Consider the following 17,293-nt stretch of genomic DNA (forward strand, 5'->3'; position numbering starts at 1 on the left):
GGGCGCACGGTTCACAGGACTTCTTCCTCTGCTTTCATCAGGTGCGCCGGCGGCGGCGGCAAAGCGGCGTCGCGCGGCAGTGCGTAGACCTCGACCGAGCGGTCGCGGCCTTTCAGGTACTGTGCCCCGAGCGGGCGCAGCAGCGCCTGCAGTGCGGGCGGCAACAGTGCGAACGTGGCGGGATTGGCGAGTGCGGCCATCTCGGGGTGCAGCTTGTTCAGGCCTTCCAGGCGTGCGGCCACGTTCACGGTGTCGCCGATGACGGTATAGATACAGCGGTCGGGCGAGCCGATCTGGCCTGCCAGTGCAGTACCGCTGGCAAGGCCGATGCCCGCCACCAGCGTCGGCGCGCCGTAGGTGCTGCGCTCGCGGTTGAACTCGTCGAGGGCCTGTTGCATGGCCACGGCGGCATAGAGGGCACGCACGACACGGTGTTCGTCGGGCTTGGGGGCGCCGAACACGACCACCATCGCATCGCCCATGAAGTTGTTGACGTAGCCGCCGTAGCGTTGCGCGGCCTCGGTCATGCGGGTGAAGTACTCGTTGAGCGTCAACACGATGTCGCGCGGCTTCATTTCCTCGCACAGCTGCGTGAAGCCGCGGATGTCGCTCAACAGCACCGTGACCTCGACCTCATGGCCGCCCAGCATCAGCTCGCCCTGCAGCAGCTGGTCACGCACCTCCGGCGAGACGAGCCGGCCGAACACGTCGCGCTCGCGGTCGCGCTTCTCCAGTTCCCAGCTCATGTGGTTGAACGAGCGCGCCAGCAGGCCCAACTCGTCGTCGCGCTGCAGTTCCACGTGCGCGTTCAGGTGGTGGCCCTTCAGCAAGGCGCGCGCCGAGCGTGCCATGCCCCGGATGTCGCGCGCCAGGCCGCGCGCGAAGCGCCAGGCGACCCAGGCGCTCAGGCAGGAAACGGCCAGCGTCACCGCCGTGAAGCGCAGCAGCTCTTCGCGTACCAGCGCCCGGTAGGTCTCGAGCGAGTCGACCCATTCGACGGTCCAGCCGGCATGTGCTTCGGCTTCGCTGTACAGCACGTCGGAGGGCGCCGGATTGGGCTGCGCCAGCGCGGTCACGGAGCGGGCGACCGACGCGACCGGCAGGGCCGCGCCGGGGGCCCGCACGAAGGCGCGGGCCTCTTCGGAGCTGCCCTCTGGCAGCTGGATGGCGTCGACCAGCGCGCCGGGTGAAATGCCAATCACGACCCAGCCGCTGGGGCGCGCCGAGGGCGGGTCGTTCGCCACCGGCAACAGCACGTCCACCCCTTCACCGGGGCCGCGGGGCCGCCAGCTGGCGTGGCGCGCCGGCAGCCGCTGCACCCCTTCGTCCTTGCCGGGGTCGAGCGGGTAGCCGAGCAGCTTGCGGCCTTGTGCGTCCAGCAGTTCGGCGCGATCGAGTTCGGGGTGGCTGCGCACCAGGCTGCGCAGTTCGAGATACAGCACGGCGTCGCTGCGGATGCGGCCGTCGAGCAATTCCTTGACCCCCGGAGTGCTGGCGATCATCACCGCCATGCGTTCGGCCGACAGCATCAGCTGGCGAACACGGCCGGCCAACAGCACCGCGGTCTGGCGCGTCAGGCGCTCCTGCTCGGCTCGCAAGCGTTGGGAGTTTTCAGCCAGCGAGAGCGAACCCGCGATCACCAGGGGCACGATCGTGAACAGCAGCACCGCGATCGGCAAGGTGCGACTGAGCGAGTAACGCTGCGCGGGCGAGGGCGCGGGCGCGGTGTTCACGACGGAAAGAGGGCGGTCCGGTACGACACGCGGACATTGTGCTCGAAACCGGGCGCGCGGCGTGTCCTGCAAACAACAACGCCCGGCGGCGCCGGGCGTTCAGGCAACCGACGCCCGGCGGGCCGGGCATCGTGAGTCAGCGCAGCGGGTCAGCCGCCGAACCGCATCGTGGACCGGTACCACTCGTGGAAGTGCTGCATGCCGTCTTCCATCGGGCTCTGGTAGGGGCCGACTTCGTTGTCGCCGCGGTCGAACAAGGCCTTGCGGCCGCCGTCCATGCGCAGCGCGATCTCGTCGTCCTCGATGCAGGTCTCCATGTAGGCGGCCTGCTCGGCCTCGACGAATTCGCGCTCGAAGGCGGCGATCTCCTCGGGGTAGTAGAACTCCACCACGTTCAAGGTCTTTTGCGGCCCCTGCGGGTAAAGCGTCGACACCACCAGCACGTGCGGGTACCACTCCAGCATCACGGTCGGGTAGTAGGTCAGCCAGATGGCGCCGTGCTTCGGCGGCACGCCGTTGCTGAACTTCAGCACCGCCTCATGCCACTTGCGATACGTGTCCGAACCGGGCTTGCCCAGCGCATTGGCCACCCCGACGGTCTGCACCGAGTAGTGCTTGCCGAACTCCCAGCGCAGGTCGTCACAGGTGACGAAGTTGCCGAGGCCGGGGTGGAAGGGGCCGACGTGGTAGTCCTCGAGGTAGACCTCGATGAAGGTCTTCCAGTTGTAGTTGCACTCGTGCAACTCGACCTTGTCGAGCACGTAACCACTGAAGTCGAACTCGGCCCGCGGACCCAGCCGTGCCAGGTCGGCGGCCACGTCGCGGCCGTTGTCCTCGAACACCAGCCCGTTCCAGTGGCGAACCTTGTAGTTGTTCAGGTTCAAGCACGGGTCCTGCGCGAAATGCGGCGCCCCGAGCAGCTTGCCGTCCAGCCCGTAGGTCCAGCGGTGCAGCGGGCACACGATGTTGCTGCGGGTGTTGCCGCGCCCGCGCAGCATCACCGCCTGCCGGTGCCGGCAGACGTTGGAGATCAGCTCGACCCCTTGCGGCGTGCGCACCAGCGCGCGGCCCTCGCCCTCTTGCGGCAGGGCGTAGTAGTCCCCCACCTCGGGCACGGCCAGCTCGTGCCCGAGGTAGCGGGGTCCGAGCTGGAAGATGAGCTCCATCTCGCGGCGAAACAGTTCGCCGTCGAAATATGCCGAAACCGGCAGTTGCGAGTGGCTTTGCTCAAGGGCAATGCTTAGGTCTGACATGATCCCCAGGATCTCCAAAAACCAATGTCAACCACCCCCACGGTGGGCTCATCTCCCCGATCCATCCGGTGCCGGATACACGAATCGCTCTCGACGAAATGCTCCGCGAGACGACGCTTCCCGCAGCGGACCGTGCGCCGGTGACCGGCTCGTGATCCGCCCCGGGGACTGCATCGTCCTGCGCACGCGTCTGGCCAAATACCTCCGATGTGAAATGAGGCCGCGCTGAGTTTTCGTCGGGGAACCGGACATTTTAGCCTCCTTGGGTATGTAACTCCTGCTGAATGTCAAGGGGGTTTGTAAGAGGGTGGCCGCCCGGCACAGCTTCAGCGCAGCCGGCGGCGGATGCGGCCTGACTACAATTGCCGGTTTCACCGCACGCCAATGCCCAACACCGCAACCTCTTCCCACACTGCAGAGCCGGCCAGCTATGAAGAAGCGCTGGCCGAGCTCGAGCGGCTGGTGTCCGAGCTCGAATCGGGCCAGCTGCCGCTCGAGCGCCTGCTGCAGAGCTACCAGCGCGGCGCGCATTTGCTGGCCTACTGCCGTGGCAGGCTCGAGACGGTGGAGCAGCAGGTGAAGGTGTTGGAAGAGGGGCAATTGAAACCTTGGAATCAAGCATGAACGGCGCCGAGTTCGACCACTGGTCGCAAGCCGAGTTGGCGCGGGTCGAAGCGGCCTTGTCGGCCTGGGTGCCGGTCGATGCGCCGGTCGGGCTGGGCGAGGCGATGCGCTATGGCGTGCTGGACGGCGGCAAGCGGTTGCGCCCCTTGCTGGTGCTGGCCGCGGCGCAGGCGGTGGGCGGCCACGACGAGGCGGCACTGCGGGCGGCGTGCGCCGTGGAGCTGATCCACGCCTATTCGTTGGTGCACGACGACATGCCGTGTATGGACAACGATGTGCTCCGGCGCGGCAAGCCGACCGTGCACGTGCAGTTCGGCGAAGCCACCGCGATGCTGACCGGCGATGCGATGCAGGCCTTGGCATTCGAGGTGCTGACGCCCGAAGAAGACGTGGTGCCGCCGCGCCTGCAAGCGCAGCTGTGCCGACTGCTGGCGCGCGCGTCCGGCCACGAGGGCATGGCGGGTGGCCAGGCGATCGATCTCGCCAGCGTCGGCCATCAGCTGGACGAGGCCGCGTTGCGCGACATGCACCGGCGCAAGACCGGCGCCTTGCTGCGCGCCAGCGTGCAGATGGGCGCGGCCTGCGGCACGACCGACGCGCGTGCCTGGGAGGCCTTGTCCGAATACGGCTGGAGCGTCGGCTTGGCGTTCCAGGTGGTGGACGACATCCTGGACGTCACGCAGGCGTCTGAGACGCTCGGCAAGACCGCCGGCAAGGATGCAGACAACCAGAAGCCGACCTATGTGTCGGTGCTGGGACTGGACGCGGCGCGGCGCTATGCCGGCGAGCTGCGGGAACGTGCGCAAGCGGCGTTGGCAGGCAGCGGCTTGCCGCAGCCGGCGTGGCTGAGCGTGCTGGCTGACAAAGTCGTAGATCGGCAAAGCTGATGAACTATTCGCTCCTGGAAACCATCAATACGCCGGCCGACCTGCGCCGATTGCCGCGCCACGACCTGCAGCAACTGGCCGAAGAATTGCGCGATTTCCTGCTGCACAGCGTGTCGCAGACCGGCGGCCACCTGTCGTCCAACCTGGGCACGGTGGAGCTGACGATCGCGCTGCACTATGTGTTCGACACCCCCCATGACCGCCTGGTCTGGGACGTGGGCCACCAGACCTATCCGCACAAGATCCTGACCGGCCGCCGTGAGCGCATGCCCACCCTGCGCCAGTACGGCGGCATGAGCGGCTTCCCCCGGCGCGACGAGAGCGAATACGACACCTTCGGCACCGCACACTCGTCGACCTCGATCTCGGCCGCCCTGGGCATGGCCCTGGCGTCTCGGCTGAAGGGCGAAGAGCGCAAGGCGGTGGCCATCATCGGCGACGGCGCGATGACGGCCGGCATGGCCTTCGAGGCGTTGAACAATGCCGGTTATCCGCATGCCGCGGGCGGCGCCGACATGCTGGTGGTGCTGAACGACAACGACATGTCGATCTCGCCGCCGGTCGGCGCGCTCAACAAATACCTCGCGCGCCTGCTGTCGGGCCGCTTCTATGCCGCGGCCCGCGAAGGCGCCAAGCAGGTGCTGAAGAATGCGCCGCCGCTGTTCGAGCTGGCGCGCCGCATCGAGGAACACGCCAAGGGCATGGTGGTGCCGGCCACCATCTTCGAGGAATTCGGCTTCAACTACGTCGGTCCGATCGACGGCCACGACCTCGAGTCGCTGATCCCGACGCTCGAGAATCTGCGCAAGCTGAAGGGCCCGCAGTTCCTGCATGTCGTGACCAAGAAGGGCTATGGCTACAAGCTGGCCGAGGCCGATCCGGTGGCCTATCACGGCCCCAGCAAGTTCAATCCCGCCGAAGGCCTGAAGAAGGCGAGCGGCGGCAAACCGACCTTCACGCAGGTGTTCGGCCAGTGGCTGTGCGACATGGCCGCGCAGGACGAGCGGCTGGTGGGCATCACGCCGGCGATGCGCGAAGGCTCGGGCATGGTCGAGTTCGAGCAGCGTTTTCCGACGCGCTACCACGACGTCGGCATCGCCGAGCAGCATGCGGTCACTTTCGCGGCCGGCCTGGCATGCGAAGGGCTGAAGCCGGTGGTTGCGATCTATTCGACCTTTCTGCAGCGTGCCTACGACCAGTTGATCCACGACGTCGCGATCCAGAACCTGCCGGTGGTGTTCGCACTCGACCGGGCCGGCATCGTCGGTGCCGACGGCGCGACCCATATGGGCGCCTTCGACATCGCCTTCCTGCGCTGCATTCCCAACCTCAGCCTGATGACACCGTCGGACGAGAACGAATGCCGGCAGCTGCTGTACACCGCCTACTGCCAGGACCATCCCACCGCGGTGCGCTACCCGCGCGGCAGCGGTGCCGGCGTCGAGGTGGCGCAGACCATGACGGCGTTGCCGTTCGGCAAGGGGGAGGTGCGGCGTCAGGGCCGCGGCGTGGCCATCCTGGCCTTCGGCACCTTGCTGTATCCCGCGCTGGAAGCCGCCGACAAGCTCGATGCGACGGTCGCCAACATGCGCTTCGTGAAGCCGCTGGACACCGCCCTGGTGGAAGAGTTGGCGCGCACCCACGATGCCATCGTCACGGTGGAAGAGGGCTGTGTCGTGGGTGGCGCCGGCAGTGCCGTGGCCGAGGCCTTGCACGCGGCCGGGCTGAGCACGCCGGTGCTGATGCTGGGCCTGAAAGACGAATTCATCGAGCACGGCGACCCGGCCAAGCTTTTGGCCCTGCAGGGGCTGGACGCAGCCGGTATCGAGCGGGCCGTGTTGCAACGTTTCGGCGCCAAGCTGGCGTTGGTGCGGCCGGCCATCAACCAGTGACGCGGCGGGCCCGCCGCCGATTTCCCTGCGCCTGCGAGGAGAAGCGGCAGGCCCCAGACTGTCGCCTGCGCGGTTGACTTAGGCCGCCGGTGAGGAAGACGATGAACGACATGACCGACCTGAAGTCCCTGATTTCCGCTGCCGAGGTGGCGATGCCCGATGTGCAAAGCTCGCGCGACGAGCGCCGCCTTGCGATCCAGCGCGTCGGCGTGAAGGACGTGCGCTACCCGATCCAGCTGCGTGTGGGCGGCCAGGTGCAGCACGGCGTCGCCACCTGGGACCTCGACGTGGCCCTGCCCGCCGACCAGAAGGGCACGCACATGTCGCGCTTCGTCGCCTGGCTCAACGAACACCATCTGCACCCGATCGAAGCCGCCACGCTGCGCCAGGACCTGGTCAGCATGCTGACGCTGCTGCATGCCGACGAAGGCCGTATCGAGGCCCGCTTCTCGTTTTTCATCCTCAAGACGGCACCGGTGTCGGGCGTGCAGAGCCTGCTCGACTACCAGGGCAAGTGGATCGCCGAGAGCCGAGGCGGGCAGGTCACCGTCTGGGCCGAAGTGGTCGTGCCGGTCAAGTCGCTGTGCCCCTGCTCGAAGGAAATCTCCGAGTTCGGCGCCCACAACCAGCGTTCGCACGTGACGATCCGTGCCGAACTTCTCGGTGATGTCGACTGGCGCGAGCTGGTGCGTTTTGCCGAAGAAAGCGCGTCCAGCGAAATCTGGCCGCTGCTCAAGCGCACCGATGAGAAATGGATCACGGAACGCGCCTACGAGAACCCGAAGTTCGTCGAGGACCTGGTGCGCGATGTCGCATTGCGGGTCAACGCCGAGCCGCGGGTCGGGCGCTACCGTGTCGAAGTCGAGAACTTCGAATCCATCCACAACCACTCGGCTTTCGCCGTCATCGAGCGCACCTGAGGCGCACCGGCGCCCGGGCCGCCCCCCGACGGGCGCCCCGGGCCTTAGACCACCACCACTTCCGCCGGCCCCGGCGCCACCCGGCCCACCACTGTCGCGGCCTCGAAGCCGTGCTGCCGGAACACGCCCAGCACCTGATCGACGCTGTCTGGCGTGCAGGACACCAGCAGCCCGCCGCTGGTCTGCGGGTCGGTCAGCAGCGCCCGCTCGGCGTCGCTGAAACTCGCCGGCAGCCGCACCTGCTCGCCGTAGCTCGCCCAGTTGCGCCCCGACGCGCCCGTCACCAGCCCCAGCCGCGCCAACTCGCCCACCCCCGGCAGCAGCGGCACGGCCGACCAGGTCAGCTCGATGCGGCAGCCGGCGCCGCGCGCCATCTCGAGGGCGTGCCCCGCCAGCCCGAAACCGGTCACGTCGGTCATCGCATGTACACCGGCCAGCTCGGCCAACTCGGGCCCCGGCGTGTTCAGCTGGGTGGTGCTGGCCACCATGCGCTGGTAGCCGTCCGCGCTCAACCGGTCTTTCTTGAGCGCGGCCGACAACACGCCGACGCCCAGCGGCTTGCCCAGCACCAGCGCGTCGCCGGCGCGGGCGTCGGCATTGCGCTTGACCTTGGACGGGTGCACCAGCCCCAACACCACCAGGCCGTAGATGGGCTCGACCGAATCGATCGTGTGGCCGCCCGCCACCGGGATGCCGGCCTGCGCGCAGATGCTCTGGCCGCCTTGCAGGATGCGGCCGATGACGTCGAGCGGCAGCACGTTGACCGGCATGCCGACCAGGCCCAGCGCCATGATCGGGCGCCCACCCATCGCGTAGACGTCCGAGATGGCGTTGGTGGCGGCAATGCGGCCGAAGTCGTGCGGATCGTCGACGATGGGCATGAAGAAATCGGTGGTGGCCACCAGCGCCTGCTCGTCGTTGAGTTGGTAGACGGCGGCGTCGTCGGCGGTTTCGATGCCGACCAGCAAGGCGTCGGGGACCGGCAGGGAGCCGGCATGGCGCAGGATGTCGGACAGCACGCCGGGGGCGATCTTGCAACCGCATCCACCGCCGTGCGACAGCGAGGTCAAACGGGGATAGGCGGCCGACTGGAGAGGGTTCATATCGGATTCAAGGCAGGGAGGTGGCGTCAGGGTCCAGTGTAGGACGCGGGGAGGCCGGCGGCGGCCCGCGAGGGCTTCGGCCGCAGTGCGACAATGCCGTGACGCCGGGCGCAGGAGCAGGCCGGTGGACGACAGGTGGCTCGCAGCGCCGCCGAGAGGCGCAGCGGGCCGGCGATGTCGCCTCGCCCCTGCGGAACGCGGCCGGGACGTACCAGCATCGGGCCGGTGCACAAGCGGAGGTGGGGCAGGGGTGGACATTGATACGCCGGACATACGGCGCAGCGGGCGCGACCTGCTGTCGTTGGCGCTGATCGACAGCCGCAACTGCAGCCTGCACCGCTTCAGCGCGTTCGAAGCCTCGCTCGACATTCCGCCGACGCCCGAGCTCGACCCGCCGCTGTGGCTGCTCGGCCATCTGGGGTGGTTCCAGGAGTACTGGGTGGCGCGCAACATCGAGCGACACCTCGGCCCCTACGCCGATGCCCGCCGTCCGCGGCTGGCATCGATCGAGCCCGGTGCCGACCTGTGGTACGACCCGGCGCAGACACCCCGCGCGGGGCGCTGGCGCGCGTCCTTGCCGCCACCCGACACGGTGCGTGCCTACCTGGTCGAGACGTTGGAGGCCACGCTCGACCTGTTGAATCACGCCGAGGAAACCGACAAGGGGCTCTATTTCTTCCGGTTGGCGCTGTTCTACGAAGACATGCAGGGCGAAACCTTGGCCTGCATGGCGCACACGCTAGGCCTGTCGGTGCCGGCCTTGCAGTGGCCGCAGCCGATTGCGGAACGGTCGCCGATCGGCTTCGGTGCGATGCGCTGGCAACTCGGCTGCGACGACGGCCCGGGGTTCGTGTTCGACCATGAAATGGGCCGCCACGAGGTGCGGGTGCCCGAATTCGAGATCGACGCACAGCCCGTCAACTGGGCCCAATACGCGGAGTTCATCGAGGACGGCGGCTACGACGAGGCGTCGTGGTGGTCGGCTGAAGGCTGGGCCTGGCTGCAGGCGACCGGTCGGCGCGCTCCGCGCCATGTGGAGCAGGTGCGTCACCGGGTGCTGGCGCGGCGCGGCGCCGACCTGGTGCAACTGGCCGCGCAGACGCCGGCCATGCACGTCAGCTGGCACGAAGCGCAGGCCTGGTGCCGCTGGGCCGGGCGGCGTCTGCCCAGCGAAGCCGAATGGGAACTGGCCGCCTGCACGGCTGCCAGCCGCGGCTTCCGCTGGGGCGACGTGTGGGAATGGACGTCGAGTCGCTTCGAGCCTTATGGCGATGCACCGCCGGGCGCCGCGACCGAGGCCTTGCAGATCCCGCGTGACGGCAGCCACCGGGTGCTGCGCGGTGGCAGCTTCGCCACCCGCTGGCGCCTGAAACATCCGCGCCAGCGCGGTTTCCAGCGCCCAGAACGCGACGACACCTTCTGCGGTTTCCGCACCTGCGCGCTGTGACACGCGGCTGCCGCGTGTGCCGCCGCAGCCGCGCGGCACACCTCAACGCTTGCGTTGGCGCCGCAGGATGAATAAACAGGCCGCGAATCCGGCCAGCATCAGCGTGACGGTGCCGGGTTCGGGCACCGCGCTCACGCCGATGACGAGATCGTTGTAATCGACGCTGTCGGCACCGTCGTCGAAGCCCAGCACATAACGGAAGGAGCCGTAGCGGGTCTGGATCGGGTCGGTGCCATTGCCGAAGATGGCGAAGGGCGCGCCGATCTGGCCATTCACCGCTTCCACCTCGCCGAGCGGGCCGGCCTGGCCGAAACCGAAGTCGAGCACGCTCGTCTCGGTGACCGTTTCGGCGATGCTGCTGCCGATGTCGCTGCCCGGGGCACCAGCGTTGGCCAGATTGGTCAACACCCGGTCCGAGGCCGCAAAGAAATTCCAGGCCGGCGTGCTCGCGCCCAGATAGGTGTAGGTGACGTGTGCGCCGGCATTGCCCACCAGCGTGCCGAAGCTGTAGTCGGCGCCCTCGAGCGACGGCACCACTTCGAAGCCGACGGCCTGTGCACCGGGCGCATCGAGGATCAGCTCCAGGGGGGCGGCGGCTTGCGCCGAGGTCAGGGCGGCCAGCAGGGCTGCGGCCGCAACTGCTTGTTTGAACATGCTTCCTCCACTTCGTTGGCAAAGGACCGCTCTGCCCGAGCGGGCGAGGCGGTGCCGTGAAGTCGGACTCCGCCCGGCCAGCGGGTGGCGCTGGGTGCCGCTCTGCTGCAGGTCTTACGCCAACGCGGGCGGCCGCGCACGGCGCCCTGGCATGCGTCGGAACTCGCCGCCGGTGTGCGGCAAGGGACGGAATCGACTTCGGGATGTTGGGGAGCGGCAGCGGCCCGGTTGCAAGGCCGGGGCCGCCGGTTCCCTCCACTGGCCGCAAGAATGCGGGAAGGGGTGGCGGCCCAATGCAAGAAGATGAAATTCAGGGCAAGCGATGTTGGGGTTTGCAACTTCGCCCCGGACGACCGCAGGCTCCGGGAAACCCCTAAGAAAGCCGGACCAGGACGCGGCGCGTGAGCGGGCGCCGCCTGGCGGCCTGTTGCCGTTCAGGCCTGAAAATCAACCGTCCGTCTGGGGCTGCACCCGCTGTTGCAATTGCCACAGCGGGTGTCGCGCCTACGCTACGTATTGCTGATCGACCGCACTTCGGCCAGGGTGGTGACGCCTTGGAGCACTTTGTCGATGCCGTCTTGACGCAAGGTGCGCATGCCCTCCCCCAGCGCCTGTTGCTGCAGCTCCTCGGCGCGTGCCCCGGTCTGCACCAGACGGCGCAGCTCGCGCGACGCGACCATCAGCTCGTGCAGGCCCGCCCGACCGCGGAAACCGGTCTGTCCACACTGTTCGCAGCCCGGGCTGTGGTGATGCATCAGCTGGCCGTTGCGGCCGTGCCGCGCGACCCAGCCGGCGCGCACCTCGTCGCGCAGCCGGTCTTCGGGTTTCACGAAGGCCTGCAGGTAGTCCTGCAGCAGTTCCTCCACTTCCTCCTCGGTGGCCGGTCGGGTCTGACGGCAGGCGCGACACAGGCGTCGCACCAGCCGCTGGGCCAGCACTGCCAGCAAGGAGTCGGCGAAGTTGAACGGGTCCATGCCCATGTCGAGCAGCCGGGTGACGGTCTCGGGCGCGCTGTTGGTGTGCAGCGTGGACAGCACCAAGTGCCCGGTCAGCGAGGCCTCGACGGCGATCTTGGCGGTCTCCTCGTCGCGGATTTCGCCCACCATGATGACGTCGGGGTCCGCGCGCAGAAAGGTGCGCAGCGCGCGCGCGAAGGTCCAATCGATGCGGGCGTTGACCTGCACCTGCCGCAGCCCCGGCTGCGTGATTTCGACCGGGTCTTCGGCGGTCCAGATCTTGCGCTCGGGCACGTTGATGAAGCTGAGCGCGGAATGCAGCGTGGTGGTCTTGCCCGAACCGGTCGGGCCGACACACAACACCAGGCCGTAGGGCCGCTCCATCGCCTCTTTCAGGTGCGTCAGGTTGTGCTCGCTCAAGCCCAGGTCGTCGAGCGGCAGCGGCTTGGCCGACGCCAGGATCCGCATCACCACGTCTTCCAGCCCGTTGTTGGTCGGGATGGTGGCGACCCGCAACTCGAGTTTCTGGCCCGGCACGTAGCGTGCGAAGTTGATCTTGCCGTCCTGCGGCTTGCGGCGCTCGGAGATGTCGAGGTCGCACATGATCTTGATGCGCGAGATCAACGCGTTGCGGTAGGTGTGCGGCAGTTCGAGGTAGGAGTGCAGCAGGCCGTCCTTGCGAAACCGGATCTTGATCTTCTCGCGCCCCGGGTAGCTCTCGATGTGGATGTCCGACACGCCCTGGCCATGGGCCTCGACGATCATGTTGTTGATCAGGCGCACCAGCGAGTTGTCGGACTGCTCGATCTGGCCGTCCTCCTCGCCCTCGCTCGGGCTGCCTTCCTTTTCGAGCGTCTCGATCAGCTTGCCCGTGTCGCCGGCGTCGAACTCGATCACGGCGGGCACGCCGCGCGAGGTCCAGACGTCGCTGCCGATCTTCTCGTAGGCGACCCGGATGGCGGCTTCCATCATGCCGAACTGCGCCAACGCGGGCACGATCTTGAGCTGGCTGATGAACTCGAGTTCTTCCAGGGCCGAGCGACGCGACGGATCTTCCAGCGCCACCACCAGCCGGCTGTCTCGCACGATCAGCGGCAGCGCGTTCAGACGTGTCGCCACCGCCACCGGCACTTTGCGCAGCGCCTCCGGATCGGCCGGAAAGTTGACGACGTCGACCAGCGGATAGCCCATCTTGTGGGCCAGCGCGGTTTGCAGGTCCTGCCGCGACACCAGGTTGCTCTGCACCAGCAACTCGCCCAGCGGCAGCTTGCGATCGGTCTTTTGCTGCTGCAGCGCCGCGTCCAGGTCGGCCTGCGAGACCAGTCCGAGCGACAGCAAGGCTTCGCCGATGCGCACCATCGGCATGCGCGACTGCTGCTCGAGCGCCGCCATCAGCTTGTCGGCGGTGACGATCTTGCGGGTGATCAGGATGTCGCCGAGCTTGCGCCCGCGCATTTCCTGCTGCTGGGCGGCGGCCTGCTCGACCTGGCCGGGTGTAGCGGCCTGCTGCGCGACCAGCAGCTCGCCGATGCGCGCGCCCACGTCGACCGAGGTGTAGGCATGGCGCGGCACGAAAACCCGGGCCACGCCGCCCGCGTCGTCCGCCGGCGGAAACAGAAACAAGCCGTCGTCCGTCTCCACGTGGCCGACCGTCTCACCGTGCAGGTCGTCGCCGACCGAGGCCACCACGTGATACGGCATGCGCGGGCGCACATCCAGCATCTGCGCGTGGGGGTCGTTGGGCGCCACCGGCAGGGCGGGCAGCACGTCGAGGATCTTCAGCGCCTTGAACTGCTTGAAGCGCAGCGCCATGGTGGTGCGGGCCGGCGGGACCTGCACGTGGGCGACGCCTTCTTCGGGCACGAAAAAGATCAGGCGGCCGTTGATCTGCCGTCCGTTGAGGCCCTCGATCTCGCAACGCAGCGGATGCTGCTGTTCCGCCGCGGCCGGGTAGGCGCCGAACGGCGGGGTGGGCCACCGGAAGGTCGACGGTGCGGCTTTTTCGCGCACGGGCATCGGGGGAGCGGGGGGCACCAACCGGGGCAGCGGGGCAAAGGACAGCTCGTCCAGGGACATCGGGACGGTCGGGTCGTGTTGCATCGAGGCGCTCTCCTTCACCGGGTTCGCAGGGCGCCGGACGGCGCAGGCAGGCAGCAGGACGTGCGGCGCGAGCGGAAACGGCAGCGCCGCACGTCATGCGCGCCATGCGCCATGATGCCCGGAGGCAAGAGCCCGTGATGGCTGTATCAACGGGGTGGTTTGCCGCTAATTCGCCGTTTGGCTCGCTTGCTGCCCCCCGGGCCGGTTGGCATACTGCCCCACGCCAGCCGCCTGCAGGCGCCCGGGCTTGCGGGCCCACCAGTTGCTCACAGGTGAACAAGCTGGTCCGGACCGAGCGCCCCCGGCGGCGTGCACCCTAGCTGTTATTGTTTTGCCCCTTGGACTTCTCGTTCGTCGCCATCACGTGCGCAGTGCTGGGCTTTTCGCTCGCGGCACTGCTGGCGCTTGCGCTGCGCTGGGTGCCCGACGCCGACGGGGCGCAGTACTGGGCGCTGGCGTTTTTGCCGCTCAGCGTGGGCGGGTTCATGGTGGGGCGCGGCGAAAACATGCCGGCCCTGCTGCTGGTCTTGCGCGAGCCGGTGCTGCTCAGCGGTTACGCCTTGCTGCTGATCGGCCTGCGCCACTACCTGCAGCGGTCGCGACCCTGGGCACTCGCCGGTAGTGTGGTGCTGGTCAGCTTGGTCGTCAGTGCCGTGTTCACTGCGGTGCTGCCGAGCGTGCCGGTGCGGTTCGCGGTGCGCACCGTCGGCATCGCCGTGCTGATGATCGCGGCCTTGTGGACACTGCGTCATGTTTCCGGCCCGCGGCTGCGGGAAGTGCGCCTCTACCTGCAAGTGGCTTTCGGCGTCATCGCCTTGCTGGCGGTGTTGCGCGCCGGCATGTTTTTGCTGCCGGTCCCCATCAGCCCCGAGCGCAAGATGTTGTTGCACGCAGCCGCCGGCATGGTCACCACGGTGACCCTGCTCGCGGTGATCACGGGCCTGGCGCTGTTGATGACCGCCCGCATGAACGAGGCGCTGGCCTTGCTGACGGTGCGCGACGCCTTGACCGGCGTTTTCAACCGGCGCGGCCTGGAAGAGGCGGTGGCGAGCACCTTGTCGTTCGCGCGTCGCGTCGGGCGGCCGGTGGCCCTGCTGGCCTGCGATCTCGACCACTTCAAGGCGGTCAACGACACGCACGGCCATGCGCAGGGTGACCGGGTGCTGAAGGCGTTCGCGATGGAGTTGACGTCCCATTTTCCCGAGGCCGACCTGGTCGGTCGGCTCGGCGGCGAGGAGTTCGTCGTGCTGTTGCCTGGCCAGACCGGCGTCCAGGCCCTGGAGGAAGCCGAACGTCTGCGCTGCCGTGTGGCGCGGCATACGTTCGAGCGCGGCGACGGCGGGGCCTTGCACGTCACCGTCAGCATCGGGGTGGCCTGGCAGCCGGGCGAGGAGGCCACCTGGGCCGAACTGCTGGCGCGGGCCGACCAGGCCCTCTATGCGGCGAAGGCGCAGGGGCGCGATTGCTGCGTGCTGCAAGACCCGGCCGGCAGCACCGTGCGGCGTCCCGCGGCGCCGCTGGAAGGGTTGCAGCCTGTCCTGAAGGGCGGCGTATGAGCCCCGCCCGGCCGCCCGAAGGGGCTCGCACCGTAGTGCACAGCACGGAGGTTGTCCGAATCAGCCCCGCCCGGCCGCCCGAAGGGGCTCGCACCGTAGTGCACAGCACGGAGGTTGTCCGAATCAGCCCCGCCCGGCCGCCCGAAGGGGCTCGCACCGTCGTGCGCAGCACGGAGGTGTTCCGAATCAGCCCCGCCCGGCCGCCCGAAGGGGCTCGCACCGCAGTGCGCAGCACGGAGGTTGTCCGATGAGGCCCGACAGCCTGATGCTCGGGCCGCCCCAGTTCTGGGGCCTGGCCGCAGCGTTCAGCGTGCTGCTGCTGATCGCCTCGGTGCTGCTGTTCGTGCTCGCGCGCCTGGTGCCCGACACCCGGGGCCCGCGCTGGTGGGGGGTTGCCTGCGTGCTGGTGCTGACCGGCATGGTCGTGGCGGGCAGTCAGATGCAGAAGATCGGCTTGTTGGCTCGCACGCTGTACGTGTTCGGCGACAGCCTGATGCTGGTCGGCATCGCGCTGCTGACGGAAGGCTTGCGGCGTTTTGACGGCGCGGCCGGCAGTCCGCGCTGGATCGTGTACGTCGCCGCGTTTCATCTGGTGGCCGGGCTGGGGTTCGAGGCTGCCGGACGCCCGCTGTGGAACACGGTGATGGCCTCTGTCGTGATCACCGGCGTGTGGCTGACGGCGGCCTGGTCGGCATGGCGGCACAACGCCGGCAAGCGCTTCCATCCGCTGTTCCTCGGCTTGATGCTGTGCGCCTTGACCGAGGCCATCGGCTGGGCGGCGCGCGGCGCCATTCTCGCGTCCTCTGGCGGGCGGGATGTGCGGGAAGTCGTGGCCCATGCCAATGCCATCCTGGTGGTGTTCGGCGTCGTCTCCACCGGGTCGCTGATCCTGCTGTTCGTGCTGCTGGTGAACTTCCGCCTCGCCGAGCAACTGTATGCCCAGGCCGTGCGCGATCCGCTCACCGGGGCGCTCAACCGGCGCGGCTTCGAGGAGAACACGCGCCGCCTGGCCGCGCTGTCGGCGCAGCTGGGCCAGTCGGTCGCGGTGCTGATGCTCGACATCGACCATTTCAAACAGGTCAACGACACCCACGGGCACCATGTGGGTGACCTGGTGTTGAGGGCACTGGCCAACCTCGCGCAGCGTGCCAAGCGCGAAACCGACGTGTTCGCGCGCCTCGGCGGGGAAGAGTTCTGCCTGGTGTTGCCCGGCACCGACGTGCCGGGCGCCCGCGTGTTCGCGGACCGGTTGCGTCGCAGCTTCGAAACGCTCGAGATCGACACCGGTCGCAATTTCCTCAGCTGCACCGTGAGCATCGGCGTCGGCTATGCCTCCGCCTCGGCGTTGCAGCAGGGCCGAGCCGATCTGGTCGATCTGCTCAACCAGGCCGACGAGGCGCTGTATCAAGCCAAGCGGGCCGGGCGCAACCGGGTGCGGTTCTACGCGTCGGACGACGTGCTGTCGAGCCGTCTTGATTCGCGCTTGTTCGCCTCCTCGACCAGCGGGGGCTGAGGCGCCGCGAGCGGGCGGCCGGCCGCCCTACACTGCACGGACTCAATGCTGCCGATGGGAGCTTCGATGTCCGACTTGCCTGCCTCGCTGGTGGATCACTATGCCTGGATGGCGCGCTACAACGCCTGGTTCAACGAGCGCCTGTATGCCTCTGCCCTTGCACTGGACGATGCCGAGCGCAAGCGCGACCGGGGCGATTTTTTCGGCTCCATCCATGGCACGCTGAACCATCTGTTGCTCGGCGACAAGCTGTGGCTCGGCCGTTTCGCTGAGCTGCCGGTGCCCCTGCCCATGCTCGATGCCGAGGTGCTGGCCCTGCCGCCCTTCACCGGGCTGGGCATGCAGTTGTTCGAGGATTTCGAGACGCTGCGACTGCACCGGGCGCAGGTGGATCACGCGATCCAGGGTTTCGTCGCGCAGCTGACACCCGAGCTGGTCTCGGCGGACTTCAGCTACACCACGACGCGCGGCGCGACACGCACGCAGCCGTGCTGGCGGGCCCTCAGCCACTTCTTCAACCACCAGACCCACCACCGCGGGCAGGTCACGACGCTGCTGATGCAAGCGGGCATCGACCCGGGCGATACCGACCTGCTGTTGACGCCCGAGGCCTGAGGCCGCGGCCGAAAGCGCCCGGCGCGGCGGCGCCGGGGCG

13 protein-coding genes are annotated in these 17,293 nt (G+C 68.3%); 8 read left to right on the forward strand and 5 right to left on the reverse strand.

Features of this window, described 5'->3' with window-relative positions:
* Positions 1-11 precede the first annotated feature (11 nt).
* Positions 12-1,733, reverse strand: coding sequence for an adenylate/guanylate cyclase domain-containing protein (locus AAW51_RS27935; RefSeq protein ID WP_053013400.1), 1,722 nt, complete (start codon positions 1,731-1,733; stop codon positions 12-14).
* 149 nt (positions 1,734-1,882) lie between these two features.
* Positions 1,883-2,986, reverse strand: a complete 1,104-nt coding sequence (locus tag AAW51_RS07085) for an aromatic ring-hydroxylating oxygenase subunit alpha (protein WP_047197523.1) — start codon at positions 2,984-2,986, stop codon at positions 1,883-1,885.
* 384 nt (positions 2,987-3,370) lie between these two features.
* Here AAW51_RS07085 and AAW51_RS07090 point away from each other — a divergent pair, with 384 nt between their 5' ends.
* The 4 genes from AAW51_RS07090 (at position 3,371) to folE2 (ending at position 7,309) form a co-directional block, all read left to right on the forward strand.
* Positions 3,371-3,610 (forward strand): exodeoxyribonuclease VII small subunit, encoded by a 240-nt coding sequence (locus tag AAW51_RS07090; protein WP_047194042.1) that lies wholly within the window; start codon positions 3,371-3,373, stop codon positions 3,608-3,610.
* Positions 3,607-4,497, forward strand: a complete 891-nt coding sequence (locus AAW51_RS07095) for a polyprenyl synthetase family protein (protein ID WP_047194043.1) — start codon at positions 3,607-3,609, stop codon at positions 4,495-4,497. The genes AAW51_RS07090 and AAW51_RS07095 overlap by 4 nt, the downstream gene beginning before the upstream one ends.
* Complete coding sequence (dxs, locus tag AAW51_RS07100) at positions 4,497-6,389, forward strand: 1-deoxy-D-xylulose-5-phosphate synthase (protein ID WP_047194044.1); 1,893 nt, start codon at positions 4,497-4,499, stop codon at positions 6,387-6,389. The genes AAW51_RS07095 and dxs overlap by 1 nt, the downstream gene beginning before the upstream one ends.
* 101 nt (positions 6,390-6,490) lie before the next feature.
* The gene (gene folE2 / locus AAW51_RS07105) at positions 6,491-7,309 is read left to right on the forward strand and encodes a GTP cyclohydrolase FolE2 (RefSeq protein WP_047194045.1); all 819 of its coding nucleotides are present in this window, start codon (positions 6,491-6,493) and stop codon (positions 7,307-7,309) included.
* 44 nt (positions 7,310-7,353) lie between these two features.
* On the opposite strand, the gene selD is transcribed toward folE2, so the two are convergent.
* Positions 7,354-8,412 (reverse strand): selenide, water dikinase SelD, encoded by a 1,059-nt coding sequence (gene selD, locus AAW51_RS07110; protein ID WP_047194046.1) that lies wholly within the window; start codon positions 8,410-8,412, stop codon positions 7,354-7,356.
* A 250-nt stretch (positions 8,413-8,662) separates the two neighbouring features.
* Here selD and AAW51_RS07115 point away from each other — a divergent pair, with 250 nt between their 5' ends.
* Positions 8,663-9,859: an SUMF1/EgtB/PvdO family nonheme iron enzyme gene (locus AAW51_RS07115; RefSeq protein WP_047194047.1), complete on the forward strand. Its 1,197-nt coding sequence runs from the start codon at positions 8,663-8,665 to the stop codon at positions 9,857-9,859.
* 42 nt (positions 9,860-9,901) lie between these two features.
* Here the strand turns inward: AAW51_RS07115 and AAW51_RS07120 are convergent, their stop codons facing one another.
* Complete coding sequence (locus AAW51_RS07120) at positions 9,902-10,513, reverse strand: PEP-CTERM sorting domain-containing protein (RefSeq protein ID WP_047194048.1); 612 nt, start codon at positions 10,511-10,513, stop codon at positions 9,902-9,904.
* 509 nt (positions 10,514-11,022) lie between these two features.
* The gene (locus AAW51_RS07125) at positions 11,023-13,569 is read right to left on the reverse strand and encodes a GspE/PulE family protein (RefSeq protein WP_417903599.1); all 2,547 of its coding nucleotides are present in this window, start codon (positions 13,567-13,569) and stop codon (positions 11,023-11,025) included.
* 338 nt (positions 13,570-13,907) lie between these two features.
* Here AAW51_RS07125 and AAW51_RS27940 point away from each other — a divergent pair, with 338 nt between their 5' ends.
* The 3 genes from AAW51_RS27940 to AAW51_RS07140 all read left to right on the forward strand — a co-directional run bounded on the left by AAW51_RS27940 (position 13,908) and on the right by AAW51_RS07140 (position 17,253).
* Positions 13,908-15,125: a GGDEF domain-containing protein gene (locus tag AAW51_RS27940; protein ID WP_053013401.1), complete on the forward strand. Its 1,218-nt coding sequence runs from the start codon at positions 13,908-13,910 to the stop codon at positions 15,123-15,125.
* A 247-nt stretch (positions 15,126-15,372) separates the two neighbouring features.
* Positions 15,373-16,638: a GGDEF domain-containing protein gene (locus AAW51_RS27945; protein ID WP_053013402.1), complete on the forward strand. Its 1,266-nt coding sequence runs from the start codon at positions 15,373-15,375 to the stop codon at positions 16,636-16,638.
* A 66-nt stretch (positions 16,639-16,704) separates the two neighbouring features.
* Positions 16,705-17,253: a DinB family protein gene (locus tag AAW51_RS07140; RefSeq protein WP_047197527.1), complete on the forward strand. Its 549-nt coding sequence runs from the start codon at positions 16,705-16,707 to the stop codon at positions 17,251-17,253.
* Positions 17,254-17,293: the final 40 nt, after the last annotated feature.

The organism is Caldimonas brevitalea, from assembly GCF_001017435.1.
Taxonomy (GTDB): domain Bacteria; phylum Pseudomonadota; class Gammaproteobacteria; order Burkholderiales; family Burkholderiaceae_C; genus Caldimonas; species Caldimonas brevitalea.